The organism is Viridibacillus sp. NPDC093762, assembly GCF_050279675.1.
Lineage (GTDB): Bacteria > Bacillota > Bacilli > Bacillales_A > Planococcaceae > Viridibacillus.
This window is the reverse complement of the sequence record NZ_JBNNUK010000030.1, coordinates 1-24,465: the sequence shown is the minus strand read 5'-3', so window position 1 is coordinate 24,465 and position 24,465 is coordinate 1. Positions and strand designations below refer to the sequence as shown.

Annotated in this window: 29 protein-coding genes and 1 pseudogene; 22 read left to right on the top strand and 8 right to left on the bottom strand. The window is 33.0% G+C overall.

Going from position 1 to position 24,465, the window contains the following annotated elements; all coding sequences use genetic code 11:
• Window positions 1-175 precede the first annotated feature (175 nt).
• The gene (locus ACQKM9_RS20720; RefSeq protein WP_427736294.1) at window positions 176-436 is read right to left on the bottom strand and encodes a transposase; all 261 of its coding nucleotides are present in this window, start codon (window positions 434-436) and stop codon (window positions 176-178) included.
• Window positions 437-549: 113 nt separating this feature from the next.
• The gene (locus tag ACQKM9_RS20715) at window positions 550-720 is read right to left on the bottom strand and encodes a hypothetical protein (protein WP_427736295.1); all 171 of its coding nucleotides are present in this window, start codon (window positions 718-720) and stop codon (window positions 550-552) included.
• A 76-nt stretch (window positions 721-796) separates the two neighbouring features.
• On the opposite strand from ACQKM9_RS20715, the gene ACQKM9_RS20710 reads away from it, so the two are divergent.
• From ACQKM9_RS20710 to ACQKM9_RS20680, 7 genes are all read left to right on the top strand, one after another.
• The gene (locus ACQKM9_RS20710) at window positions 797-952 is read left to right on the top strand and encodes a hypothetical protein (protein WP_427736293.1); all 156 of its coding nucleotides are present in this window, start codon (window positions 797-799) and stop codon (window positions 950-952) included.
• A 567-nt stretch (window positions 953-1,519) separates the two neighbouring features.
• Complete coding sequence (locus ACQKM9_RS20705) at window positions 1,520-1,999, top strand: hypothetical protein (RefSeq protein WP_427736292.1); 480 nt, start codon at window positions 1,520-1,522, stop codon at window positions 1,997-1,999.
• Between the two features lie 280 nt (window positions 2,000-2,279).
• Entirely contained in the window at window positions 2,280-2,957 is a 678-nt protein-coding gene (locus ACQKM9_RS20700) for a response regulator transcription factor (RefSeq protein ID WP_427736291.1), read from the top strand.
• A 403-nt stretch (window positions 2,958-3,360) separates the two neighbouring features.
• A complete protein-coding gene (locus ACQKM9_RS20695) occupies window positions 3,361-4,389 on the top strand; it encodes a siderophore ABC transporter substrate-binding protein (protein WP_427736289.1) in 1,029 nt (342 codons plus the stop codon).
• Window positions 4,390-4,408: 19 nt separating this feature from the next.
• Window positions 4,409-5,425 carry an ABC transporter permease gene (locus ACQKM9_RS20690; protein ID WP_427736287.1) on the top strand — a complete coding sequence of 339 codons (1,017 nt, stop codon included), beginning with the start codon at window positions 4,409-4,411 and terminating at the stop codon, window positions 5,423-5,425.
• A complete protein-coding gene (locus tag ACQKM9_RS20685) occupies window positions 5,422-6,486 on the top strand; it encodes an iron chelate uptake ABC transporter family permease subunit (protein ID WP_427736286.1) in 1,065 nt (354 codons plus the stop codon). Before ACQKM9_RS20690 ends, ACQKM9_RS20685 begins: the two co-directional genes overlap by 4 nt.
• Window positions 6,483-7,235, top strand: a complete 753-nt coding sequence (locus tag ACQKM9_RS20680) for an ABC transporter ATP-binding protein (RefSeq protein ID WP_427736285.1) — start codon at window positions 6,483-6,485, stop codon at window positions 7,233-7,235. The genes ACQKM9_RS20685 and ACQKM9_RS20680 overlap by 4 nt, the downstream gene beginning before the upstream one ends.
• A 155-nt stretch (window positions 7,236-7,390) precedes the next feature.
• Here the strand turns inward: ACQKM9_RS20680 and ACQKM9_RS20675 are convergent, their stop codons facing one another.
• Window positions 7,391-7,672, bottom strand: coding sequence for a tyrosine-type recombinase/integrase (locus ACQKM9_RS20675; RefSeq protein ID WP_427736284.1), 282 nt, complete (start codon window positions 7,670-7,672; stop codon window positions 7,391-7,393).
• A gap of 531 nt (window positions 7,673-8,203) precedes the next feature.
• Between ACQKM9_RS20675 and ACQKM9_RS20670 the strand changes: the two genes are divergently transcribed.
• Window positions 8,204-8,410 (top strand): hypothetical protein, encoded by a 207-nt coding sequence (locus ACQKM9_RS20670; RefSeq protein ID WP_427736283.1) that lies wholly within the window; start codon window positions 8,204-8,206, stop codon window positions 8,408-8,410.
• 1,013 nt (window positions 8,411-9,423) lie between these two features.
• Here ACQKM9_RS20670 and ACQKM9_RS20665 read toward each other — a convergent pair.
• Complete coding sequence (locus ACQKM9_RS20665; RefSeq protein WP_427736282.1) at window positions 9,424-10,608, bottom strand: GGDEF domain-containing protein; 1,185 nt, start codon at window positions 10,606-10,608, stop codon at window positions 9,424-9,426.
• A gap of 200 nt (window positions 10,609-10,808) precedes the next feature.
• Between ACQKM9_RS20665 and ACQKM9_RS20660 the strand changes: the two genes are divergently transcribed.
• The 7 genes from ACQKM9_RS20660 to ACQKM9_RS20630 all read left to right on the top strand — a co-directional run bounded on the left by ACQKM9_RS20660 (window position 10,809) and on the right by ACQKM9_RS20630 (window position 16,861).
• On the top strand, window positions 10,809-11,213 hold the full coding sequence (locus ACQKM9_RS20660; RefSeq protein WP_427736280.1) for a pyrimidine dimer DNA glycosylase/endonuclease V: 405 nt from the start codon (window positions 10,809-10,811) through the stop codon (window positions 11,211-11,213).
• A gap of 209 nt (window positions 11,214-11,422) precedes the next feature.
• Window positions 11,423-11,965: a hypothetical protein gene (locus ACQKM9_RS20655; protein WP_427736278.1), complete on the top strand. Its 543-nt coding sequence runs from the start codon at window positions 11,423-11,425 to the stop codon at window positions 11,963-11,965.
• 246 nt (window positions 11,966-12,211) lie between these two features.
• On the top strand, window positions 12,212-12,646 hold the full coding sequence (locus ACQKM9_RS20650; RefSeq protein ID WP_427736277.1) for a MarR family winged helix-turn-helix transcriptional regulator: 435 nt from the start codon (window positions 12,212-12,214) through the stop codon (window positions 12,644-12,646).
• 55 nt (window positions 12,647-12,701) lie between these two features.
• Window positions 12,702-13,898 (top strand): serine hydrolase domain-containing protein, encoded by a 1,197-nt coding sequence (locus ACQKM9_RS20645; protein ID WP_427736275.1) that lies wholly within the window; start codon window positions 12,702-12,704, stop codon window positions 13,896-13,898.
• A 562-nt stretch (window positions 13,899-14,460) separates the two neighbouring features.
• Window positions 14,461-14,991, top strand: a complete 531-nt coding sequence (locus ACQKM9_RS20640; RefSeq protein ID WP_427736274.1) for an RNA polymerase sigma factor SigX — start codon at window positions 14,461-14,463, stop codon at window positions 14,989-14,991.
• Window positions 14,992-14,994: 3 nt separating this feature from the next.
• Window positions 14,995-15,972 carry a DUF4179 domain-containing protein gene (locus ACQKM9_RS20635; RefSeq protein WP_427736273.1) on the top strand — a complete coding sequence of 326 codons (978 nt, stop codon included), beginning with the start codon at window positions 14,995-14,997 and terminating at the stop codon, window positions 15,970-15,972.
• 679 nt (window positions 15,973-16,651) lie between these two features.
• Window positions 16,652-16,861: a DUF6440 family protein gene (locus ACQKM9_RS20630; RefSeq protein WP_427736272.1), complete on the top strand. Its 210-nt coding sequence runs from the start codon at window positions 16,652-16,654 to the stop codon at window positions 16,859-16,861.
• A 362-nt stretch (window positions 16,862-17,223) separates the two neighbouring features.
• Here ACQKM9_RS20630 and ACQKM9_RS20625 read toward each other — a convergent pair whose 3' ends face one another.
• From ACQKM9_RS20625 to ACQKM9_RS20610, 4 genes are read right to left on the bottom strand one after another with little or no spacing between them, the layout of a single operon-like run.
• Window positions 17,224-17,829, bottom strand: a complete 606-nt coding sequence (locus ACQKM9_RS20625; protein WP_427736271.1) for an ABC-2 transporter permease — start codon at window positions 17,827-17,829, stop codon at window positions 17,224-17,226.
• Window positions 17,822-18,688, bottom strand: coding sequence for an ABC transporter ATP-binding protein (locus tag ACQKM9_RS20620; protein WP_427736270.1), 867 nt, complete (start codon window positions 18,686-18,688; stop codon window positions 17,822-17,824). The genes ACQKM9_RS20625 and ACQKM9_RS20620 overlap by 8 nt, the downstream gene beginning before the upstream one ends.
• A gap of 5 nt (window positions 18,689-18,693) precedes the next feature.
• Window positions 18,694-19,065, bottom strand: a complete 372-nt coding sequence (locus ACQKM9_RS20615) for a GntR family transcriptional regulator (protein ID WP_427736269.1) — start codon at window positions 19,063-19,065, stop codon at window positions 18,694-18,696.
• A gap of 15 nt (window positions 19,066-19,080) precedes the next feature.
• Complete coding sequence (locus ACQKM9_RS20610; RefSeq protein WP_427736268.1) at window positions 19,081-19,386, bottom strand: YfzA family protein; 306 nt, start codon at window positions 19,384-19,386, stop codon at window positions 19,081-19,083.
• Window positions 19,387-19,620: 234 nt separating this feature from the next.
• Here ACQKM9_RS20610 and ACQKM9_RS20605 point away from each other — a divergent pair, with 234 nt between their 5' ends.
• The 7 genes and pseudogenes from ACQKM9_RS20605 to ACQKM9_RS20575 all read left to right on the top strand — a co-directional run.
• Complete coding sequence (locus tag ACQKM9_RS20605; protein WP_427736267.1) at window positions 19,621-19,926, top strand: hypothetical protein; 306 nt, start codon at window positions 19,621-19,623, stop codon at window positions 19,924-19,926.
• A gap of 169 nt (window positions 19,927-20,095) precedes the next feature.
• Window positions 20,096-20,497, top strand: a complete 402-nt coding sequence (locus tag ACQKM9_RS20600) for a hypothetical protein (protein WP_427736266.1) — start codon at window positions 20,096-20,098, stop codon at window positions 20,495-20,497.
• A gap of 196 nt (window positions 20,498-20,693) precedes the next feature.
• Window positions 20,694-21,179 (top strand): NUDIX domain-containing protein, encoded by a 486-nt coding sequence (locus ACQKM9_RS20595; protein ID WP_427736265.1) that lies wholly within the window; start codon window positions 20,694-20,696, stop codon window positions 21,177-21,179.
• Window positions 21,180-21,659: 480 nt separating this feature from the next.
• Window positions 21,660-22,439, top strand: a complete 780-nt coding sequence (locus ACQKM9_RS20590; protein ID WP_427736264.1) for an alpha/beta fold hydrolase — start codon at window positions 21,660-21,662, stop codon at window positions 22,437-22,439.
• A gap of 251 nt (window positions 22,440-22,690) precedes the next feature.
• A complete protein-coding gene (locus ACQKM9_RS20585) occupies window positions 22,691-23,116 on the top strand; it encodes a GNAT family N-acetyltransferase (protein WP_377431876.1) in 426 nt (141 codons plus the stop codon).
• Between the two features lie 201 nt (window positions 23,117-23,317).
• Entirely contained in the window at window positions 23,318-23,908 is a 591-nt protein-coding gene (locus ACQKM9_RS20580; RefSeq protein ID WP_427736263.1) for a hypothetical protein, read from the top strand.
• Window positions 23,909-23,923: 15 nt separating this feature from the next.
• A pseudogene (locus ACQKM9_RS20575) lies at window positions 23,924-24,223 on the top strand (S16 family serine protease); the annotation flags it as partial.
• Window positions 24,224-24,465 lie beyond the last annotated feature (242 nt).

Genomic DNA, 24,465 nt, shown 5'->3' with positions numbered 1-24,465 from the left:
TGATGTATTTCACGAATACGTTCTGTAATGAGTTGATTTTCCAGATGATATACCGAAGGTTTTTTATGAGCAGCCTGGTAATACGTACTTTTAGGCAACTTTAAAACGCGACACATCAATTGAACAGGATAGTGTGCCTTCTCTTCATTAATATGTTCGATAATTTCTTGATCCGTCACTTTTTCGCGAATATGGTCATAGCCTTTTTTAAAATTTCCACCTCTTGTTTTAAGCGTAAGTTTTCTTTCTGTTTGGCAGATATATCAGCTGGTGTAAGTAATTCTTCACCTTCAATTGGGGAATGTAATTTAATCCATTTATAGATAGTTACTTCAGTCACACCATATTCGCTGGCAAGTTGATTGACGGGTGTACCAGTACGATAAAGTTCTACGATTGTTTCTTTGAATTCTTGGTTGTAACGTTTTTGTTTCATAACGGACACGTCCTCTCTTAATTTCTAGGATAAGGACTTAACTTCAATGTGTCCATACATCTATACTAACTCCACTTAGCAGTATCACCTTTTGTAATAGTATAAACTCCAGCCTATAATACTACAGTAATTAAACCTTTAGCTGCCTGGTATTTAACTCCATCTACCAGTATATATTTTGAGAAGTCTGAATTAAGCACTAATGTTAAAGTTGAAGTATTATCTGTAGTAAATGAGATACTTGTACTAGTTTCAATATTTAAAAATTCTGTTAAAAATAATATATTTTAGGATATCCCAGTTTTATCCGCTCCTAACTTACCTTGGATGTTAAAGAATAAACTATCTTTGCCAACCTCTGTGAAATTCTGCACAGTAACCTTAGGTGTTTCTGGATTCTCTGGAATCACTGGTGTTTCAGGTTCTGATGGAACTTCTGGTGTTTCAGAATTATTACCATCACCAGGAGTAACAACTACTGAATCTCCTCCAATTGAAACTATATCAGACTTATAATTTCAGTTTTTTTCTCATTCTTCTTCATTATATTCTCAAAAGCACTATTCACAGGATTTTCACAGAAGATATGACTATACTTCTTCGTAAAGCATTCAAATAACATAGCCTTTGATACTGAAACCGTTATAAAGACACTTATTGAAAATGATGTCGTTAAGAATAATAATGGAAAAATCTATTTCTTAGATCCAGATACTTGGTATCAAGCAGGTGGTGGTACCCAATCTTAGAAAATGAAAATCGCAAATAAATTAGAAGAGTTTAATTGATTCAACTTCACGTAAGTAGAAAATCCATGAGGTAATAATCCTCGTGGATTTTTTTCCAAAAACATTGATTTTGCGAAGGCTAAATTTTAGTTTTTTTAACTAAAGTGTATGTCAATGTGTGAGGTTTCTTCTGTATATAATATAAATGTTCGCAGGATACTTTTAATCAAAACTTATTTCATAGTTTTGTATAGTTAAAAGATAAATAGAGCTATTTATAATTTGAACTTTTAACAATTGTTCGCTCATAACTCTTGGAAGAACGAATGTTCTAAATGTATTGGGGGGATTGAATATGAGTGGTGTAAAATGGTTATATATTTCTACAGAAAATAAAATTTATAAAGTTCCTAATCCTAAAAATGGGAAATTTAAAGAAATAAAAGAGCTTTCAGAGCAAGATGTTTTAAAGGTCATGTTGTATTACAAAACAAAAAATAGAAGACCAGATAAACTAGTAATGCTTGAATTTGACCGGATTACTCTTGACTCAGAAGGTGTATATGAGTTGACTGATGAGAGGCAAAGTAAGGTGCTACAAAGTGCATTTCAGTATATTAATAATAGACCTCAAGAATTGGCAGATAACAAATCACCATTTGAATTGCCTCTAGTACCTAAGGTTCCATCTAATAACGAAAAAATAGCTTTATATGAATATTTAAATAAGAAATTTCCTAACTTAGGAAAAGATGCTCCGGCAATCGTGGAAAAGGTTCGGCCAAACTCTGAAAAGATGTACGCCAATCCAAACAATGATCAAGTATTACAGTAGTAGAAATTTCCTAAACTTTCATAAGCATAATGTAGCAATTCATGTAGTTGAAAGACTAATAAATTTCTGTCAACAGTTTCGCCAATATTTTGGTTAAATAACTGAAGTATTCTTCGGTTTAATTCCGAAGTTTAGTATTTTATACATATTTATTGTAAATTTGTACAAATTTATCCTGGTAAGTTGTTATAATAGTTTTTTTAGAAATTTAAGATTAATAAATCCGAAATTCTTTTTTGTGATAAATTATTTTATGTAATGAAGTAGAGGTGAACCATAGGTGAAGCAGGTGTTGGTAATTAAGAATGAAAGGTCTTTAGCAAAGAAAATCGAAAGCGGTTTAAAGCAAGAAGGCTATTTCATTTTAACACTTCACAATGAAAACAAAGGTTTAAATATAGTATATGAGCAAGATTGGGATATTATCGTATTGGATTGGGATTCGTTAAGTATATCTGGACCGGAAATTTGCAGACAAATACGGGCTGTTAAAACGATACCGATAATCATTGTTACCGACAATGTGTCCAGCAAGGATTGCATAGCAGGATTACAAGCAGGAGCAGATGATTATATAAGAAAACCATTTGTGAAAGAAGAATTAGTAGCAAGGATAAAAGTTATTTTAAGAAGAAGGGACGGTATCCAGCCAAACGAGACTAATTTCTTTCGGTTTAAAGATCTCTTCGTTGATGCATCCTGTAATATTGTGACAAAAGGTGGGGGAAATCTCCCGCTTACCAAGCGCGAGTATGATTTACTTTTATTTTTAATCAAGAATAAAAATAAAATATTGAGCCGTGAAATGCTTTTGAATCAGGTTTGGGGATATGACGTAGCAGTTAATCCAAATGTAGTGGATTTATATATTGGGTATTTAAGAAAAAAGCTGAAGTGCGAGAAGAAAGACAGATATATTCAAACAATCCACGGCAGGGGCTATTCAATGATTGAATAGTGAAAATAAGATAATAGGTAAAGTACAGTTTGTCACAGTAATCAATATCAAACATAATTGAAAAAACACGAGTATAAACAGCTTTATCCAGTTTTGCTCGTTTTTTTGTTCTATAAAATCCGATATCTCAACAGTTTCTGAAAGATATTGAAGAGACGGAAACCATCAAAAGAATACTTCACGTATTGCTTTTTTGTATCCAATCTATGCTTGATGCAAAAAGTAACTTTATTTATCAATTTATATCCTTCACAAGATTTTCACATAATTAATGACTATACTATTCCACAGGACGTTCAATTGAAAATGATTATCAATATCGTTTTGATTGGGTAGAAATTACTATCCAATTCAATCAATAGGCTTCATCATTTTCAAAATAAATTACTATAGGAGAATATGTATGAAAAAATCTATGTTTTTAAAATTAGTTGCTATTATGGCGGTTTTGACTTTGATGTTAGCAGCTTGCTCAGATTCAAGTAATGAAAGTAATCAAGAGCCAAAGTCTACTAAAGCTAATGGAAGTGAAGAGGTTTCTAAGCCTACGGTTGAAATCACTGATGCCCATGGAACTGTTACTGTTCCTGTAAACCCAAAGAATGTAGTTGCCTTGGATAATAGAACTTTTGAAACTTTAGCTGATTGGAAAATTGAACTAGTAGCTGTTCCAAAGGATGTAATGCCTGCGGATTCACCATATGTAAAGGACGATTCAGTACAAAATGTTGGGAATCACCGCGAACCAAATCTTGAAATTATAGCAGCTGCAAACCCTGAACTTGTAATCGTCGGTCAAAGATTTGCTGACTATTACGAAGATATAAAAAAATTAGTGCCAAATGCAACTGTTATTGATCTTGATGTTGATATTTCTGAGGAAGCTGCTACGCCTGGGGAAAACTTAGTAAATGGACTTAAAAATTCTACAATTGCTTTAGGACAAATTTTCGATAAAAATGAAGAAGCTAAACAAGTGGTAGCTGATTTTGATAAAGTTATCGAAAATGCTAAATCTGCTTATAATGGAACAGATAAAGTTATGAGTGTTATCGTTGGTGGTGGGGATATTGGTTTCGCAGCTCCTCATTCTGGACGTGTTTGGGGACCAATGTATGAAATTTTCGGTTGGGCTCCAGCATTAGAAGTTGCTGATTCTACTTCAGATCATAAAGGTGATGAAGTTTCTGTTGAAGCTATTGCACAAAGTAATCCTGATTGGCTGTTCGTATTAGATCGTGATGCTGCAATATCAGGTGAAGAAAATTCAGTACCTGCTCAGGATGTTATTGCTAACGCACCTGCTCTTAAAAAGACAACTGCTGTTTCTAAAAAACATATCATTTATGCACCAGCAGATACTTACACAAATGAATCAATTCAGACTTATATAGAGTTGTTTGAAAACCTTGCAAATACTTTAGCTAAGTAGTGTGAAGGAGTATAAAATAGTGCTGAAAAATGTAATTTCTAGGGTTGAGATAAATTCTCAACCTCAGTTTTATAACTACAATAAGATATGGACAAAACCTTTTATATTAGCGATTATAGTTGTTATTATTTTAGGCATTATATCACTGTTTACTGGAGTTTATGATATACGTGTACAAGAGGATGGAATGGATATGTTTTTCATAACTCGTGTTCCTAGAACAGTTGCATTAATGCTTACTGGAGCTGCAATGTCAATGGCAGGACTCGTAATGCAACTGATTACACAGAATCGTTTTGTTGAACCTACTACAACAGGGACTATTGAATGGTCAGGTTTAGGGCTGCTTTTTGTTTATTTATTATTTCCTGCGCCGACTTTAGTTCTAAGAATGACTGGTGCAATCATTTTTTCTTTTATAGGAACTATGATTTTCTTTTTATTTTTACGAAGAGTTAAACTTCGTTCCTCTTTAATTGTTCCGATTATTGGATTGATGCTTGGAGCAGTCATTTCTGCAGTATCCACTTTTATGGGACTCCTTTTTCAAATGACGCAAAGTATTGAAACTTGGTTTGTAGGTTCTTTTGCGGCCGTTCAGGTGGGAAGATATGAATATTTATGGCTAATTGTTATCGTTACTTTGCTTATTTTTATTTTTGCTAATAGATTGACTTTAGCTGGACTAGGAGAAGATGTCGCAACAAGCCTTGGAGTTAATTACAATAGGATTGTTCTTTTGGGGACTATCCTTATTTCTTTTGCAGTTGGAATTGTTGCAGCTGTTATTGGAAACTTACCTTTCTTGGGTTTAATTGTCCCAAACATTGTTTCAATGTTTAGAGGCGATGATCTTAGGAGTAATTTACCTTGGGTATGTTTGATAGGAATGGGGACTATAACTGCCTGTGACATAATTTCTCGAACAATCATAATGCCTTTTGAAGTACCTGTTTCTTTAATACTTGGAACAGTGGGGTCAGTCGTGTTTATTACTATTTTACTGAGACAAAGAAAACCAAGGAGGCTACGATGAACACATTGGAATATAGAAATAAAGAAAATGTCGAAATCGATTCTAGCCTTCATAATGAAAATAGATCAGCTAGGGCATTTCGTTCTAAGAAGGAAGAAAGACGTTATTGGATTTTGCTGATAACATTGATTACTTTGGGCATCCTTTCTTCATATGGACTTTTAGTTTATAACAATCCAGTTCCGTTAGATTCACCTTCTTTTATCCCAGTTGTTATGAGAAGGATAGTAGCTCTTGTTGCAATGATTATTGCTGCAGTTTGTCAGAGCTTGTCGACTGTTGCTTTCCAATCGATTACGAATAATAGGATTATAACTCCTTCGCTTTTAGGTTTCGAATCACTTTACTCAACAATTCAAACTAGTACAATATTTTTCTTTGGTGCTAGTGCATTGATAAATTTTAGTGGGATTGGATCATTTTTATTTCAAGTTGTTGTTATGGTCTTGATGAGTTTGATACTTTATGGATGGTTACTTTCGGGTAAATACGGGAATTTACAACTTATGCTTTTAGTTGGAATTATTATTGGCACTGGGCTAAATTCTGTGTCAACTTTCATGAGAAGACTACTTGCGCCTTCTGAATTCGATATTTTACAGGCAAGATTGTTTGGTTCTGTTAATAATGCAGATCCTGCATATTTTCCTATTGTAATTCCTATGGTAATAATTGTAGCGTTGTTACTTCTTGCTCATTCTAAGAAACTAAATATATTGTCACTAGGAAAGGATGTTTCTACTTCTTTTGGAGTTAAATATCAATTTAGTGTAATTTATACGCTTGTATTAGTTGCTATTTTGATGTCAATTTCAACAGCTTTGATTGGTCCACTTACTTTCTATGGCTTTTTAGTAGCAACTTTGAGCTATCAGGCGGCGTCAACTTATGATCATAGATATATTTTTCCAATGGCTCTTGCTATAGGATTTTTGATAATAACGAGTGCATACTTTTTGATGTATCATGTATTCCATGCGCAAGGTGTAGTTTCAGTTATTATCGAATTATTTGGTGGAATAATATTTTTAACTGTAGTTTTAAGGAAGAGGGCTTTATGATAAAAATTGATAATGTTAAAAAGTTCTATACTGATAAGGTGAAAATAGGACCTTTGAATATTGAAATACCAAAAGCGGGTTTTACTTCTTTAATTGGACCAAATGGTGCTGGAAAGTCTACGATACTTTTGATGATTGGAAGACTCTTGGATATGGAGGAAGGCCAAATTCAGGTGGCAAATATGGATGTTTCTGAATCCAAATCAAAAGACTTAGCAAAAATTTTGACTATATTGCGACAAGAAAATCATTTTGTAACTAGGCTTACTATTAGACAACTAGTTGGATTTGGACGCTTTCCTTATTCAAAGGGAAGATTAACTAAAGAGGACGAGGCTATTATTTCTAAATATATCGATTTTTTAGACTTAACTGATTTAGAGAATAGATATTTAGATGAGCTTTCTGGTGGTCAAAGACAAAGAGCATATGTAGCGATGGTTTTGTGCCAAGAGACTGAATATGTACTTTTGGACGAGCCTCTGAACAACCTTGATGTTGCTCGTTCTGTTCAAATGATGGAGCATTTGAGACGTGCGGCTAATGAATTTGGAAGAACAATTCTGACTGTTATGCATGATATAAATTTTGCAGCCAAATATTCTGATAGAATTTGTGCTATGAAAGATGGACAAATTGCCGCTTTTGGAACAGTAGAAGAGGTTATGGATTCGGAAGTTTTGACAGATATTTTTGAAACGAAAATAGAAATTATCGATGGTCCTTATGGGCCACTAGCTATTTATTAGTTGCAAAATTTCGAAAAAGGAATCATCTCAAAAAATGAGTAGGCCAAAAAAAACTAATAGAAAAATAAATTATTTACTGTAGCTTGCACAGATTATAACAGCTACTCTAGTTGAAGTTGCTGTCTGTATTTTACAGGCGGCAGCTTTTTCAAATGTCATTGCCCACGATAATGATTGAAGTATGTCATAGCTATTTCCCCGTAGTGCCGTCCGCGAGTTAATATTTTAAACATTGACAATGTGGCTGGATCAGTGTCATTTCGATTGTCAATGTAGCGTTTATGCCATATTTTGCTCCGTATATTAAAATAAACTTCTCTTTCTTTGTCACCTTTTCCTCTTACTACCGCAGATCGATTAGACCAATTAATGTCGTACTTTTCCAATGAAACAATTTCTCCAATTCGGCAACCTGTAGGGAACATAAACTCAAACATCGCTTTCTCCAGCTTGAGAGAAATGCATTGTAACAAAGATCTAGAAGAAAGATGATAGGATTTTATAACAAATGAAGGAATGAACTAGTGAACAAAGCAATATTAGGAAAGTTAGAATTAAATTGGTTTGACGATGCTAATCATCATCATATACAATAATAATTGCAAATGAATATCATTATCAATTATTATTTTGCAATCTACTAAAACATGTAAAAAAGAAAGAATAATACAGGTGACAGTATTGTATAAACAAAAAAGAATTTGAATTACAAAGTGGATTCTTTCTGATTAAAAAGTACTTAGAAATTAAAAAGAACGAAGGAGGAACATCTAGTGAATGAAAATTTAATAATACTAGAAGTGTTTCAACATGAAGTAAGCTGCTGCTGTCCGAGACAAAAGCACCAACATATCATTTAGTTCCTTCAAGGCGATGTTTGGACGATCACAAATGAGCAGAGGTACGACGATAGTCTAGGATGGTACTTTCTAGTAACTGTCAACTGCGAGTTTCAATTTCAAATTCAAGTGGAAGATATTGAGGGATTGTATAACAAAGGAATGATTTGCTCCATTTTGGATTTGGAATTAAAAATTTTTCACTTGAATTTCAAAGTAAATGAAGCACTCGATGAACATGATAAGGAGTTATTTATTTTATTTGCAAATGAACTAAGAAACTTTCAGAAAATCAAGGATAAAATGCACTTCTTTGTAGATATACAAGCTTTTTAGAAAACAAATCAAGTTCTAGAACAAATCAAATAAAACTATGACTATGAAGTATTTCAAGGGTCAATCGGTAAAGTTGAAGCTAATTTATATGAACCAATTTCTCGGGGGAAATATAAATTAATATTACTAAATTGAATTATAATGGAAAATATCATATTAATAAATCGGGCATTTTCTACTATAAGAAAGTGTTTTTTTATAATTGTTCAAATAACCCCGAAAAACACTTTTTGGAATTGTCTTCTTGTATATACTTAGAAATTGTGAGGGTTATCACTTAAACTAACGGGGTGCTTTACTTGAAGATCATTGAGTTGCATAGGCAGCTCCTTTTTTCATTATTTAACTACGGGGCAGGTTAGTTCAAGAAGGAGTCTCTGATAAAAGGAGTATTTTGTTTGTTATATTGGATCTAAGAGGGAATATAACGAAGTATTTACTCCATCCTAAATAAGCACATAAATCCTGTGATTAATGTACTGATACAGACTAAACCCAGGAAAAGATTGGGCAACAGGAAATCTTTTTACATTTGATAGTATCGATGGTATGCCCACCCTAACAGTGTTTGGAAATTATCGAGATAGTTGTTTTACTAGAATTTCATTAATGCCCAAAACGGAGATGTAGTTCGTGCCATTCATACGGTGGAGGATTAATATCCAAACTTATTGGCACCGATAACCTAATAAAAAAAGGGATGGCAATTACGGGAAGTGTCGATGGAAACAATAATTTAGTGGTATGGGGAGACAAAAAGCCAACACAATTTAGTACAACCAAGCAACCTTTTATGTAGCTATGGAAAAAGAATTATGGGCAGGTATTACATTAAAAATTCAAGGAACGAAAAATCTTTCATTAGACCATAGGATTGAGAACATCGATTATTCAATCAAGGCATTTAGAACCGAGAACGACATATAAGATTATGGTGTACATGAAAGGGAGCTTTTTGCTTAGGATTAGGAAAAAAGCTCCCCGAGGATGATTTTTTGATTTCAAATTTACGATTATGAAACAGCATTTTGAACTTCTATCTGGCATCTGGAAACACCATTTCGCCCATTACTTTTAGCGTTGTAAAGGGCTTGGTCGCAAGTAGTGTATAGTGTTTCTAATTGCATATACTGGTCTGGAAATACGGTGAGGACACCCAAACTAATGGTATATGTCACAGGGAGACTATAGTTTATAGCTCCATTAAGTGACTGTATGATTTGCTCGGAAATCTCATTTGAGTAGGTTTCATCTTTTCCAGGCATCAGGATTCCAAATTCATCGCCTCCATAGCGTACAATCAAATCATCCTTTTCTAAATATAACTTAATTCGTATAGTAAGATCTTGTAGTACTTGATCTCCAACGTGATGACCATATGTGTCATTAATTGTTTTAAAGTTATCTATATCAAAAAGCAGATAGGATAAAGGTTGTCCTTTTTTAGAATAATCAGTGAGATACTTATTCGCTTTTTCTGTAAAGGTTCTACGGTTCAAAGTACCTGTTAAATCATCATAACTAGCTAAACGGATTAACTCGTGGTCTGCTCTTTCCTTCATTAATAGGACAAATCCTAAATTGCCTAAATTCGAAACAAGATAAATAGATAGCAATGAAATCAATTGATATAGTCCAGGAGTATAGAAACTTGTTGAAACTGTAAATGATAGTAAAGCTGTAACCCCTCTGATCAAAAAAGCTGCACTAACAAGAAGATATAGACTACCAATGATTCTCATAAGAAACGTGGTAGCTTTCCCCAGAACCATCCGATAAACGGGAATTAAGATTACCGCAAGTACAAAGGAGTAATATGCGATTCGTATGTTTTCTTTGTTATAAAAGAGAACTATGAGTTGAAAACCAATAATACTGAGTAGAGTCAAAACAAGGTATATCATGATCTTGATTTTTAGACGGGCAGCATTTTGAAGAGACAATAATGCTATAACTTCTAAGGACGTTCCAATAAATAGTATGGAGTTAGCAAAAGAGATGGAAATAAAGTCAGGAATTTCTCCACGAAAAACCATACAAAACCATGCTATGGTCTGAGAGAATTTTGCTAAAAAAAAAGTCTGTACTGTTAAACCCTTTGTATGCTTTTGTCCATAAGTACTAATAAGGATTAAAGTAAATAAGTAGCCTATACCAAGTAATAGAATAATGGTCTTCATATCTAAAAATAAATCCATAATAAGCCACCTACTTATAAGTCAATTTCCAATCATTATGATTATAGCAAAAATATGGTTCTCAAGATACTACACATTTTGAAGGATACTTGAAATAATCTTTTCACTTATTAACCCATATTTATTCAGGTATTGGATTTTATAAAATGCTTAATTAGCAATAACTTAGTTTGTTAGTTTGTAATAAGGAGAGATTAAGAATGAGATTATGGCACGTGGATTTATTAGATTATCTACCAAAAGGACAATTGATTTCACAGTGGAGAGAATTAAATAGTATATTTGCTAAAGAAGATAAACATATATTAATTAATTATATTTACGAATATCCTAGAGATGAATTGTATGTTTATACAGAAAAAGTAATTGAAGAAATGAAAAAGCGTGGTTATAAAATTAGAACATATGAAAAAATGAATAAATACTTTGAAAATTTAGAGTTAGTTAAGGATGTTAAACCTTTTAAAAATCATCACGATAATGAATATCTTCAAATTTGCTATTACAATCTAAAGGAAAAATTTATGCGTGGCCAGAAAGATTATGAAGAGGATATGTACTATAGTTTATGTAAGTACGTAAATGATAAATTGTTGTCTAAGTAAGTGAATTGTAACAAATTCTTGTTTAACTAAAGGGGCAGGTTAGTTCAATTAGGATATGCTAAAATAATAACGGGTTTCTAATCGAACCAATAATAATTGGTTCTATTTGATGGAGGTTATTATGCTACATGAAAGATTAATTGAACATTTTGACTTAACTTTTTTGTGTCCAAGATATTGACTTAAATCCATTAAGAAGGAAGTGAATTATGGATTATCGTCTAAAAAAACCCATCGATGAAGAAGCGTTTAATTTTAAAAACTTAAATTCCGCTCCAGCATTACAACAACTCACGATTTATGTGGAAGAAGGTGTGAATTTTTCGCATCAAGCACAAAAACTTTTAAAGAGGATTAATAAGTTTCCAATCTATATGAATTTAGAAATTTTTGATTTTATGGTTGAAGAAATAGAGGCTATTTTGATACAAGATAATATTGATTATTTACTTGAAAAAATGACAAAAGATCTTTTTCAAATTGAAATTAAAATTATGAATCAAGGCACTTTTGATGAATTATTTGATTATATGGGTGCTTGTGCAAGTTATGGCAGGCATAATTTCTATTCAATAGAAGAAGTTGCTTATACAAAGGAATACACTGCTGGAAGTAATGGTGAAAAAAAGTTGCATTTTATTGTTAACCACGTTAAAAATTTAATGCTAATTACGATTGGTCCAGATGGTGAAAGCATAGAAGTGGTGAGCGACGAAAAAAAGATTCGTTTGTTGCAAAACTATTTAAAATAACTTTGAAGCTTTAAGTGTAAAGTAAAAAAGCGACATATCGATATATACCACCACCGACATAATTTGTACCAATGAGTGACAAGATATTTACCACTGAAAGACAGTGTTTATAAAAAAGATGAACCAGAATTTTGACTGAATTACTTTAAAATCAACAAGCTCAAACAGATAGGTGAAATACAAGATTGACGTTTGACAAATCACTTGATAATATATTAGACATCTAACGTATTGGCGGGTGATTTTTTGTCTTTATATGAACAAGTTAAGCGAATTAATGAAGCTGAATATACAATAAACCGTTTGATATATAAACATTATAAGCAATTTTTAAATAGCGGCATTACAACACAACAAGCGGTTGTATTAGATATTGTGTACTTAGCAAAACGTATTACGGTCGGTGAAATTGCGATTGAAATGAATATTAGCTCTAGCGCAGTTAGCCAATTAATTGCGAAATTAGAAAAGATCCAATTTATCAAACGAGAAATTAATCTACAAAATCGACGTGAAGTGTTTATATCGCTAGATGAAAATGGATTGGAGTATTTTTCGAAGCAAGTTTATGTAGAGCAGCAAATCGCAGATAGAATTTATAGCAAACTTTCATCAAATGAGGTAGACGAATTAGAACGCATTGTTGAAAAATTAAAGGAGTTTGCGATGAAGGAATTATAAAAATTTCTTCATGCCGAATATGTTAGATATCTAATTTGTTTAGGGGGGTTAATAAGTGGAAGATTTACTTAAAAATATCGCGTTTAACGGTGCGGTGTATTATGAAAAAAATGGACAAATCAAGCAGTATTATCATGGTCATCAAGAACTCGAAAAGAAGCACCTTATTAACAAAAATACGCAATTTAATCTGGCATCATTAAGTAAAATGTTTACAGCGGTAATGACGTTCCAGCTAATCGAAAAAGGACATCTACAGTTAGAAGATAAAATTACAAGTTGGTTTAACGTACCACATTTTACAGAAGTAACAGTTGCACAATTACTTACACACACATCTGGTATTCCAGATTATATCGCAGAAGATTTAACAATAAGAGATGAAACATTTATCGAAGTGGTGCAACCACAATATGCGCCAAATGAGCATTGGTCTTATAGCAATACGAATTATGTTTTGCTTGCAAAAATTATTGAGAAAGTGAGCGGCTTTTCGTATGAAACATATTTACAACAATATATTGCGGAACCATTAAAACTTACCCAAACAACAACACAACCTACAAAACAATGGGAAGCACAAGGTCAAACGTATGATTATGAGGAGCACCAATATAGAGAAACTATTGATGACCAATATTTACACAACAGTGAAAAATATAATGATGGCTATGGTGATGGTGGTATTTATGCAACAGTGACAGAGGTGGCAAAGTTTTTAAAAGCACTTTGGCAAGGTCAGTACGTTAGCAAAGAGACTGTAAAATTTATGTTAACACCAACAGAATCCGCTGAGCATTATAGTCATGGTTTTATCATTCAAGATGAGTGGGTAGGTCATACAGGCGGATGGATTGGTTGCTCAGCACAAGCCTTTATTAATAGATCAACAAAAGAAGTGATTGTGTTAGCGACGAACCAAGAAGTATTTCCGCAATATGAACAAGAAATTATGAATTGCTTAATGGGAATACAGTACGCTGTAGAAACACCAAAGCATGTAGTAATTTTACCGGTCACTAATAAAGATGATATTACGGGTCGATATGAATTAGCAGATGGACTTGGCACAAGATTTACGATTGAAAAGGGTTTACAATTTATGATTTCATTTGAACATCAGTTGTCTGTGCCACTTTTTAAAATAGATGAGTCGTATTATTGGGTACGTAATACGATGAGTTATATAGATGTTGCGAATCATTCATTTATCGATGAAGGTGTTGAAGTACCTTATCAAAAAGTCGATTGATATAGTCAGGAAAGTCATACTTGTATGAAAAAAATCAAAAAAGAGAATGTGCAAGAGCCTTTAAACAATTTTAACAACAATGTCCCGAAACAATTTTCGGTGTATTATTCCATTTGCTTTGTTTCAGAAATCGTTATCCTTTAATAAATTGTAAAGAACCATTTCGATCAATCTTTTTTCAAAATGGCTTCTTTTATTTACCGTAAAATGCAGGCTTTTACGATATTTTTGATCAAACCATATTTTATATCAACAATAGGAGGCATTTTTTATGATCCATTATCGAAAGATATTGGAATTACATGATGAGGGAATCAGTTGAAGATATCTCTTTTCACAAATTTATAAGAAAATATGGTGAATTATTTATGTTTTGTACTCATTTATCTTTTGGTGAGGACAGGAAGAGAAACCCAAAACAATTCTAATTTTTGCATGCATCTACTTTAAAGATGAATGCTTTTTTTCGTACATAATAAAAAAATAAACATTTTTGTCACAAAACTTGTTTTTCTGGTTTCTCTATAATACAGGCATCAAATGAAAGGAGGTTTTAATTACTATGTTAACAATAAAAAAGGAAGAAAAGCCTGTCTCTGATTTTACATTTGAAGATCTTTTTAAACAATACTACATTTACGTTGTCAAACAAATTTTATGGATTGTCAAAAATCAAACGATTGCCGAAGAATTAGCACAAGAAGTATTTTTACAACTATATCGCAATGATTGGAAAGCAATTGAAAATGTACCTGGATGGCTCATAAAATCCTCTACTTATGTAGCGTATAACTATCTACGATCTGAAAAACGGCATCAGGCAAGGATAGATAAAACTATACAATATCATGAGGTGCAACCTATATCATCATTAGATGATGACTGGATTAGAAAAGAAGATATTACAAAGGTACGAAACGTACTTAGTAACATGAATGAGCGAGATCGAACCATAATGTTAATGAAATTTTCTGGCTTTCAATATAAAGAAATCGCAGACGTTTTTCAGATGGACATATCTTCTATTGGAACATTATTGGTCCGAGCCAAACAGAAGTTTCGTAAGATGTATACACAAGTAGAGGGGGCATAACAAATGCGTTGTTATGATAAGGGATTTATTCAAGCGTATATAGATGGGGAGCTTCCTCATGATACAAGAAAAACATTCATAAAACATCTAGATACATGTGAAATATGTCAAGATGCATTAGTAGAAATCAGTAAGTTAAATCAATGGGAACATGTAATGTTCGAGGAAGAAGCTATACATTCATCACAAGATATCAATATTGATATTGATCAAGCGTGGAAAATATTTGAAAGTCGCTCAAAACTTGAAAATATTTCTTATATCAATCAAAAAACTGAACAGAAGAAGGGAGTGTTTACAAATATGAATAAAAAATCAAAACGCTTTATGTATGCGGCGGTAGCTGCAGCAGGGCTTTTCACAACAGCTATGATTCCACAAGTACAAGTGGCAGCTATGAATGTTGTTTCCTATTTTTCGAATGAAGTTTCAAATGATAAGGTTGTAAATGAAGGCATGAAAGATGAAAATGGTGTAACACAAGACATGATGAAAAATGGACAATACATTCCGATTGATGAGAAAATCACGGATCAAGGTATAACTGTACATTTCGAAGAATTATATGTGGCGGATTCACGTATATCTGTTCACTATAACATTGAAGAAGAGGATGGAAGTTTAGTACCGTATGAATTTGATACAAAGGGATTAGATCTTAAAAGTGATGGCAAGGAAAATAGACAACAAGAAGAAAACCCAGAGTACTACGAAAAAGATGGAACATTCTCGCAATTACCATTTATTCAAGGAGGAAATGGCTTACCATTCAAGCTAAAAGTAGCAGGGCAAGAATTAGAGCATGTAGGTATTCGTGATAAAGATCGACCAGAAAGTGTCCTTACATTTGTGGAAGGTCCTGAGGGAAAAGGTTCCTTCAAGCAGCCACTTACATTAGATGTAAATATAAATAAAATTGGAAAGGTAGCTGGATCTTGGAAGGGGCAAATTCAAATTGATCCTTCCAAGTTGAAAAAGTAAAACAAATTGAAATGAGAAAAAGAATAGAATGATATGTATCTAATACTAAGCTTATATTCTTTCTGGTTTTACTTACATGTATTTTGTACATGATTTTCACTCTATCTCTTTTAATTAAATAATCACAGAAACATCTCCGCCACAATTAAAAACTACGCCTTATATTTTACCATATATAAGAAAAAGCTAACTTCGACGGCAACCCTGGTGATCATATATACAAAATAATAAAATTCACATTATTTACTCGCGGAAATAGGTGGAGTCGTAAGAACTATGTTATTTTCTTTTAACTGCACGCGAAAATTATATACAGGGTGATAAAAACCTTTTGTATCAGTGGAGTATAACGTAAGTCCGAATTATAATAGTTCGGACTAGCAGAATATGAACTATTCGCCAATTGAAATTAAACGATTTAATTTACTCTGATCAGATTATGCAATTTTATATGTTAGATTGTGAAGGAATGTACTTAAACTAACGGGTGCTTTACTTGAAGATCATTGAGTTGCATTTGCAGCTCTTTTTTTCGTTATTGAACTAACGCAGCAGGTTAATACAATGTGCTGTTTCCAAGAAAATCGTTACCTTTTCACTACTTTTGTAATAATTACCTGCTAAGATCGTAATATAAAAAGGGGTTATTTGAAATTTCAGTAATATGGGGGGCGAAAAAATGTTTAATAAAGACTCAGAGAAGAATAAAGGCTCAAAGAAGAGATTTGAAGAAATCTTTACAGAAAATGGCGTGGCTAATGGAAACAGAATAATAGTAGATAGAGAAACAGGAATTCACTATTTATTTAGGTGGAGCGGATATGCAGGGGGAATTACCCCGCTATTGGATAAGGATGGAAAACCGGTGATAAAACCAAATAATGAATAACACACTTTATCTTGTTCAACTATAGGGTGCATTAGTAAAAAATCTTTGAGCTATTTAGACAGCTCTTTTTTTATTCAACTAACGGGCAGGTTAGTTCAAAAAGATAATGATAAAATAAAGGGGAAATTAGTTAGGATAATAATTGGGTACTACATGACCATGTTGCCAGTAATGTTAGAACAAAAAAGACTGATCCAAAAAATCGGACCAAGCCTTATAGGATATAATTGTTTTATCAAATGACAGAAAAACGTCAGTTCCCGACTTTTTTTGTCATTCAACAATTTGTAGCTTTATAATAAAATTCGATCAAAAATATATCTCACAAGCCAATATTTTAAGGTTAAATTAATTGAACCTACTTAGAACTCCTTTCGTTGGTATATAACAGTGGTAGTCCCCCAAGAAATAAAATAGACTAACATAATAACAAGTGTCCCTCCTGTGTATATAACCGGGATGGATAAATTAACAATAAAATCAGTTATTGCAGTTAAATGTTCAGCTAAAAACAATACAATTGCCGGTCCTATAGCTGCTAAAAGGAGAAAGCTAATTATTACAACCGTTGAAATATAGCCTGGTTTTAAGATATAAAATAATGGAAAGGTTAACGCGGCAAATAATAAGAATAAGCTACTACCAATCGCAATATCAATCATCGTAAACGGTTTATTGAAAGCAAATAATGCTAGACTTGTCACCCCAATTGCTAAAACCATATAAACAATAGCACCAAGATAGCGTGATGCGATAATTTCCGTACGTGTATAAGGTAAGGAATTTAATAATATGTTTGTCTCTACTTTTTCATCGTAAGCATAAGTATTAAAGGGAATAAAAATACTGGCAATGAGAAAAGTCAAAGCTGGATGTTTGTCCATAATGATAAAGAATAAGATAAAAGGAATAAATAATAAAAGGTTCCTTTTCTGTAGTATGACATCACGTCTGATTAAATTAAACATGGTGTATACCGCCTTTTAAGTAATACATGATATCTTCCAGAGAGGGACGTTCAATGACAACTGTGTTTCCGAATGTACTTTTCACTTCTTTAATATTATCCGTTAATGCTTCAAATCCCGTTGATGAACGATGAATATGAACAAAGTCCTTTTCCGTGTCTCTATCCAGAAGATCTATTCCTCCTTTAACGAGCGCATAGTTTTCAGCTACGTCGTGAATGGACTGATTAAATACTAATTCCCCATTCTGCATAAAAGTTATATAATCTGCGATACGATCTAAATCTGTTGTAATATGCGTAGAGAAGAAAATGGTACGATTAGCTTCAATCATTAATTCCTGTAAAAGATCCAATAGCTCTCGTCTAAAAATGGGGTCTAAGCCTGCTGTTGGTTCGTCCATGATAATCAGCTCTGCATGATGTGATAGTGCTATCGCCAATGAAGCTTTCATTTGCATCCCTTTTGAGAAAGTTTTGATTGCTTTATTAAGCGGTAATTTGAATTGTTCAACATATTGATAAAAAATAGTATCATCCCATTGTTTGTATGCTGGTGCAACTATACGTTTTATATCTTTTAAGTTCAGCCCTTCAAAAAAAATATTGCCATCGTAGACAAATCCAATTCTTTCTTTGATAGCCTTCTCATGTGTCTTGTAGTCCAACCCGAAAACCTTAACTTCTCCGGCATCCGGCTTTAATAGATTCATCATCATCTTTATCGTTGTCGACTTTCCAGCTCCATTTGCTCCAATGAATCCAGTTACAAAGCCTTTCTTCACTTGTAAATTAATATTTTTAACGGAAAATTCTTTAAATTTCTTCGTTACATTTTTTAATTCAACCACATTTTCCATTCATTTCACTCCTCATATAAAATCTTCAATAATTGCTTCAACTCATCAAGTGAAAGGCCAATTTCTCTGCTATTTGTTATGACCGCACTCAGCTGCTCCTCAATGACCTTTAGCTTCTTCTCTCTTATAACCTCTAAATTTTGCTCTGCGACAAAAGAACCTTTCCCGACAATGGAATAGATAAAGCCCGCTTTCTCCAATTCCTCATAGGCACGTTTCGTCGTAATAACACTAATTTGTAAATCCTTTGCGAGGTTACGCATAGAAGGTATTGCTGACCCCTCCTGTAGTTCACCTGCTAAAATAGACGACTTAATTTGATGCGTAATTTGTTCATAAATCGGCTCCTTTGAACTGTTGGAAATAATAATTTGCATGCTAATCCCTCTTCTTTATTTTTTTGAAAACATACTTGAAATAATGTCATGAACTGCTTGAATCAGTATAGCAATAACGTGAATTGTCATGAACATATTAAAAAATGGAAAGGAATAAGGGGCAATCCATTTAGTAAAGAGCTTCAAGTCCAAAATCCATCTTGCTAACCTGGCAAATAAGTTATCACTATCATTTATGTTTGGCTCCAGGAAAGTGCCATCAACGGCTATAAAGATTAATTGAACAATAAAAAATATACCAATGGTGATCATCCAGCGTTTTGCTAGATTAATATTATGGTTTTTTTCTATGCCTATCATTTGAACACGTCTCCTCTCTTAGAGTGTTAGTGTGTTGGTTGATTACTTCTTCATTAATTGTCATTTAAGAACGATTTACACATAATTACCTACATTCATATATAATGTATATATACTATATTCACATTATATACATACTTGAAACGTCATGCAACTTTTTTTGTTTGAAAAGAAAGAAAATTAAATAAATATAAAAACAAAGTCCATCTGAATTCAACAAAAGAAACCTCTATTTTGAAAAAGATTAATCAAAAAGGAGGTTCTTCTTTTGTTTTAATATGTGATTTTTGGCATTTTTCGTCCGATCTATCTTACGTTTTAGCTAATAAGGCGAAACAATTTAAAGGGGATCGTGAAATCGTCATATTCGATATAATAAGAGGAGGACATACGGAAGCTAATTTTGGAAAAAATAGCATAATGTTTCTTAAGGATTATCAAAGAGTAGAAGAAGGTAACTACTACTGTGAAGTGGAGTATTATCCAGGAACTAAACATGGAAAGTCATTGAAAATTTATCAGTCAATAGAGAGGGATTGATAAATGAAAAATAGGTTTCATCTTCAACTAACGGGAGCTTTAGTAGAAGATCCTTGAGCTGTTCAGACAGCTCTTTTTTTCTTCTTCAACTAAAGGAGCAGAATAGTTCAACAAGCGTTTGGATTAATTCGGTATAATCTAATTAAGTGAGAGTGAGAGGATTGAATAAATGAAAAAAATTTTAGTTGGAATATTTGTAGTAGGAATTTTAGGCATTGGGAGTTATTTTCTATTTGGACAAAGTGGAAGTGATGAAAAGCTCACTTATGAAGGGGAAAATGAAAATGGGAAAGTTGCATATACATTCAATAATATAGGTAAAGAAGAAGTGCAACGTTCTATTAACTTGAAATATCAGGGTTCAGATTTAAGCAGTATTGGAGAATTTCAATTCGCAGTACAAACTAAACTTGGTAAATGGGGCCAAGGTATAATTGAATTAGATGAAAACGGGCTGTATACAAGCTCTGGTTCTGCAATATTTAAAGGAACTTTAACTGAAAAGGATAAACCAGTTTTCACAATTAGTTGGAATGATAATGAAGAGGAGATTATCTTAGAAAGTAAATAATGAATAGTTATCTTATAAAAATACCTCAAAATAATTAATGTCATATGTAGTTTGAAGAATTTATTAAACTAACGGGGTGCTTTAGTAAGAAGACCTTTGAGCTGTTCAGACAGATTTTTTTTTCTTCAACTAAAGGGGCAAGTGAATAAAATAAGTGGAAATTATGGAGAGGATGGTATTATTGGAAGTCCGACAAATGGCAACTGCATTCCTAATTCATCAAGGAAGTGTATTAATGATGAAAAAGGAAAAAAGTAAAATCTTTAATTTTGAATTTTGGGGTGGAATTGGAGGGCATATGGAATCCAATGAAATTAATTCACCAATGAAGGCTAGTTACAGGGAGATTGAAGAAGAGACAGGGTTTAAAAAAGATGAAATCAAAAACTTTAGGCTTAAATATATTCTGCTTGAAAAGAATAGCGGAGAAATACGTCAACAATATGTTTACTTCGGAGAAACAAAGCATAAGAACTTTATTCCATCTGATGAAGGAGAATTATTTTGGGTTCCTAAGAATGAATTATCAGATTTATATACCTCAAAAATTATCAATTTAACTATTGAACACTATTTGAATTATAAATATATTGATGACATTTTTGTTGGAACGATGATAACTAACAATGAATCTAAATCTGAAATACAATGGTCAGCCATCAAAGAGACTGTTGGTTTTTAATTATTTTTTATCTTAACAGTGAATTGAAGCTTCAACTAAAGGGCGCATTTGTTTAATAAGTGTCTCTTGTTTCTTCTTCAACTAACGGGTAGCTTTAGTAGAATATCTTTGAGCTGTTCAGACAGCTCTTTTTTTTCTTCAACTAACGGGGCAGGTTAGTTGAAGAAGCTATTGTATACTTTATTGTCTCGAGTTAAAATCATAAAGCTTTAAACATAAAAAGGTAGGTTTAATGATGGGTGTATTATCCTTAATTGCAGGAGTTATTTGGATAGTAATTATGTTATGGATTTACATACCTGAGGAGGCTCTCCGCCCGTGCATTAAAAATCGAAAAATCCCCTTACCTTCGTTAGGCGTTTCTTATGCATGTATTCATCGCGCTATCTCAACAAATTTTAACGCCGAAATTAGGTATACACTCTGCCTTGGGTGAATATCTTGATGAGAAATTATTTTTTAATAATTGGGGTGATACACTTGGGATACTTTGTAACTGTAGAACCAGGCGTCAACGTATTTATAGAGGACATCAATCCGGAGGGAAATAAAACGATACTTTTTATTCATGGATGGCCGCTAAACCATAACCAGTTCGAATATCAGTTTAACTACCTTCCAACGCTTGGTTATCGTTGTATCGGAATGGATTGGAGGGGATATGGAAATTCGGATAAACCTTTTAGCGGGTACAGTTTCGATAGATTAGCAGATGATGTCCGCATGGTCATCGAGGCGTTACAGTTAAAAAACATAACACTAGCAGGACACTCTACAGGAGGCGCGATCTCGATTCGTTATATGGCTCGTTACAAAGGGTATGGGGTATCTAAACTCGTCCTGATCGACGCGGCCTCTCCATTTAGCGTTCCAAAAGAATTTACAAATAAAATCATCGAAGATACAAATCATGACCGACCGCAAATGCTGCAAGACCAAACGGGAATTTTTTTCTTTCAGTATATTTCCGAACCGAAATCCGATTGGTTCGTTTTAATGGGATTACAAGCGGCGAATTGGGCGACTTCCGCCATTATGGTCACGCTTAGAGATGAAAATGTTTACAACGATCTCGGTCAGATCGAAGTACCCACGTTAATTATTCACGGAATTCATGATAAAGTCGTTCCGTTTACCCAAGCTGAGGAAACAAATAAGCTAATCAAAAATTCGAAGCTAGTTCCGTTCCAATACAGCGGCCATTGTGCTTTTTTAGAGGAGCGCGATAGATTCAACCAATTATTATCTTCTTTTGCATAACGACTCGGAATAGCAACACCGTCGCCAATTGTAGATTTGTAAAAAAGATTGATTATTTATAATAAAGTTTGATTAAAATCATCTATCCTCTATAAATTTCATAGGGGTGAGATGATTTTTTATTTAGATATAAGTAAATCACGATAAAGGTTGAGAAAAAATGTACTTAAACTAACGGAGCAGGATAGTTCAATAAAGATGATGAATATAATATATAGTTGTGTATTAATTATCTTAGGGAGTGTAGTTAAGTGGGAATTAGAAGAGCAATTATAAAGGATTGGAAAGCAATATGGGATTTGCTAGGCCAGTTGGATTATTTAGATACTGAGACCTTCATTAAAGATAAAATAGAAAGACTCATAACTCATCCTGATGAGGAATTATTGGTTTATGAGGATAATGAAAGAGTAATTGCTTTTATTTCAATGCATTACATACCTCAAATAGCATTAATAGGTGATTTTGCTAGATTAAGTTATTTTGCAGTAGATAAAACAATTAGAGGAAAGGGAATTGGACATGAGATTGAAGAGTTTTGTACTGAGCTAGCTAAGAAGAGAAACTGTGACAGACTTGAGGTTCATTGTCATTCAAGAAGAATTGATGCACATAGATTTTATTCCCGCCAAGGCTATTCTGAATCACCAAAATACTTTATTAAGATGATAAAGTAATTCTTTATTTGGGTTTCAATCTTCTTCAACTAATGGGTGCTTTAGTAAAAGATCGTTGAGCTGTTCAGACAGCTCTTTTTTTATTGAACTAACGTGACAGGTTAGTTGAATAAGCAGGAATATACGTAGGTTCGTCGAAGTTGTTATTATTTTGGAAACTCATGGAGTTGGTTATTGCAATAAACAAAAGGAGAGATCAGTTTGAATGTTAAAAAAAGAAATATGCCTTTTTTAATATTGTGTTTTGCCATTATCATTTTTTATTTAATGTTGTGGTACGCCTATTTTAAAGATTTTATAAACTCATTTATTTTTATAGGTACTATATTTGTCGGATTAGTAATCATGTTAATAAATTTAGTTGTTTTTCGAAATGATAAATCTAGGATAGGGGAAATAAGGTGGCTTACAATCATATTAGCTTTATTATTATGTTTTGAAATTCGCCTTTTATGGTATGAGTCTTATACATATACTGCTAGTTTTCATGTAAAACCCATTGAAGTTTTCGACGAGTCAGGGATACACATAATGGTTGTTAGTACTATTGATATTGAATATGTTGAAGATAAAGAACTAATTATAAGAAGTTTAGAAAAAGAAAATTTAAATATCATTGATTTATATAAACTAAACAATAAGATTCGTTATGAGAGTAAAAATGCTGAACTTCTGAAATGGTTAAGAATTCAAAAAGATGAATTCGCTATTATGGGGAGAAATGTAAAGCAGTATCTTGGAGATGATCCATCAAGTATCAACGGATTTTTAAATAGGAAAGATTTTCCATGAGATAGTGCGGGACTTGGATTAGCATTGACGGGTTTGATTGCACAAGGGAAACTTAAAAATGACTTAACTTTTGGGGTAACAGGTGCACTAACTGCTTCTGGAGATGTTAAGCCAATTGGCATAATTAAAGAAAAGTTATTGATTGCGGAGGAAAATGCTTATCCATTTATGATTATCCCTCGTGAAAATGCTACAGAAGCTAGCGAAGTTAAGGAAGTGCAAAATCTAAAATTAGAGATATTTGATGTTAACCATATTGATCAAGCTATCGACCTAATCGAAGAATTGAATGAGAAACTAAGTAGAGCGTATTAGACGGCTAATTTTCCAATTTAACTAAAGGGGCAGCATTCCTGTTTGAAAGATGTTCAGGGTCTTGAAAGAAAAAGAGCCCTCTAGTATGATGCTGAGTGTCAACGACCATTGACCCATCATATACAAGGAGGACTCCTAAATGCATTTTAAAATGAATTACAAAATTAATCAAGTAACTGATAATACACTCGTCGTTGGTATAGACATCGCGAAGCGCGTTCATTACGCATGCTTTGTCGATG

Excerpts from the sequence above, each read along its gene's own strand:
- ACQKM9_RS20720 (WP_427736294.1), bottom strand. The coding sequence starts at position 436 with ATGAAACAAAAACGTTACAACCAAGAATTCAAAGAAACAATCGTAGAA.
- ACQKM9_RS20705 (WP_427736292.1), top strand. The coding sequence starts at position 1,520 with ATGAGTGGTGTAAAATGGTTATATATTTCTACAGAAAATAAAATTTAT.
- ACQKM9_RS20695 (WP_427736289.1), top strand. The coding sequence starts at position 3,361 with ATGAAAAAATCTATGTTTTTAAAATTAGTTGCTATTATGGCGGTTTTG.
- ACQKM9_RS20685 (WP_427736286.1), top strand. The coding sequence starts at position 5,422 with ATGAACACATTGGAATATAGAAATAAAGAAAATGTCGAAATCGATTCT.
- ACQKM9_RS20680 (WP_427736285.1), top strand. The coding sequence starts at position 6,483 with ATGATAAAAATTGATAATGTTAAAAAGTTCTATACTGATAAGGTGAAA.
- ACQKM9_RS20675 (WP_427736284.1), bottom strand. The coding sequence starts at position 7,672 with ATGTTTGAGTTTATGTTCCCTACAGGTTGCCGAATTGGAGAAATTGTT.
- ACQKM9_RS20665 (WP_427736282.1), bottom strand. The coding sequence starts at position 10,608 with ATGGATTTATTTTTAGATATGAAGACCATTATTCTATTACTTGGTATA.
- ACQKM9_RS20660 (WP_427736280.1), top strand. The coding sequence starts at position 10,809 with ATGAGATTATGGCACGTGGATTTATTAGATTATCTACCAAAAGGACAA.
- ACQKM9_RS20655 (WP_427736278.1), top strand. The coding sequence starts at position 11,423 with ATGGATTATCGTCTAAAAAAACCCATCGATGAAGAAGCGTTTAATTTT.
- ACQKM9_RS20640 (WP_427736274.1), top strand. The coding sequence starts at position 14,461 with ATGTTAACAATAAAAAAGGAAGAAAAGCCTGTCTCTGATTTTACATTT.
- ACQKM9_RS20635 (WP_427736273.1), top strand. The coding sequence starts at position 14,995 with ATGCGTTGTTATGATAAGGGATTTATTCAAGCGTATATAGATGGGGAG.
- ACQKM9_RS20630 (WP_427736272.1), top strand. The coding sequence starts at position 16,652 with ATGTTTAATAAAGACTCAGAGAAGAATAAAGGCTCAAAGAAGAGATTT.
- ACQKM9_RS20625 (WP_427736271.1), bottom strand. The coding sequence starts at position 17,829 with ATGTTTAATTTAATCAGACGTGATGTCATACTACAGAAAAGGAACCTT.
- ACQKM9_RS20620 (WP_427736270.1), bottom strand. The coding sequence starts at position 18,688 with ATGGAAAATGTGGTTGAATTAAAAAATGTAACGAAGAAATTTAAAGAA.
- ACQKM9_RS20615 (WP_427736269.1), bottom strand. The coding sequence starts at position 19,065 with ATGCAAATTATTATTTCCAACAGTTCAAAGGAGCCGATTTATGAACAA.
- ACQKM9_RS20610 (WP_427736268.1), bottom strand. The coding sequence starts at position 19,386 with ATGATAGGCATAGAAAAAAACCATAATATTAATCTAGCAAAACGCTGG.
- ACQKM9_RS20600 (WP_427736266.1), top strand. The coding sequence starts at position 20,096 with ATGAAAAAAATTTTAGTTGGAATATTTGTAGTAGGAATTTTAGGCATT.
- ACQKM9_RS20595 (WP_427736265.1), top strand. The coding sequence starts at position 20,694 with ATGGCAACTGCATTCCTAATTCATCAAGGAAGTGTATTAATGATGAAA.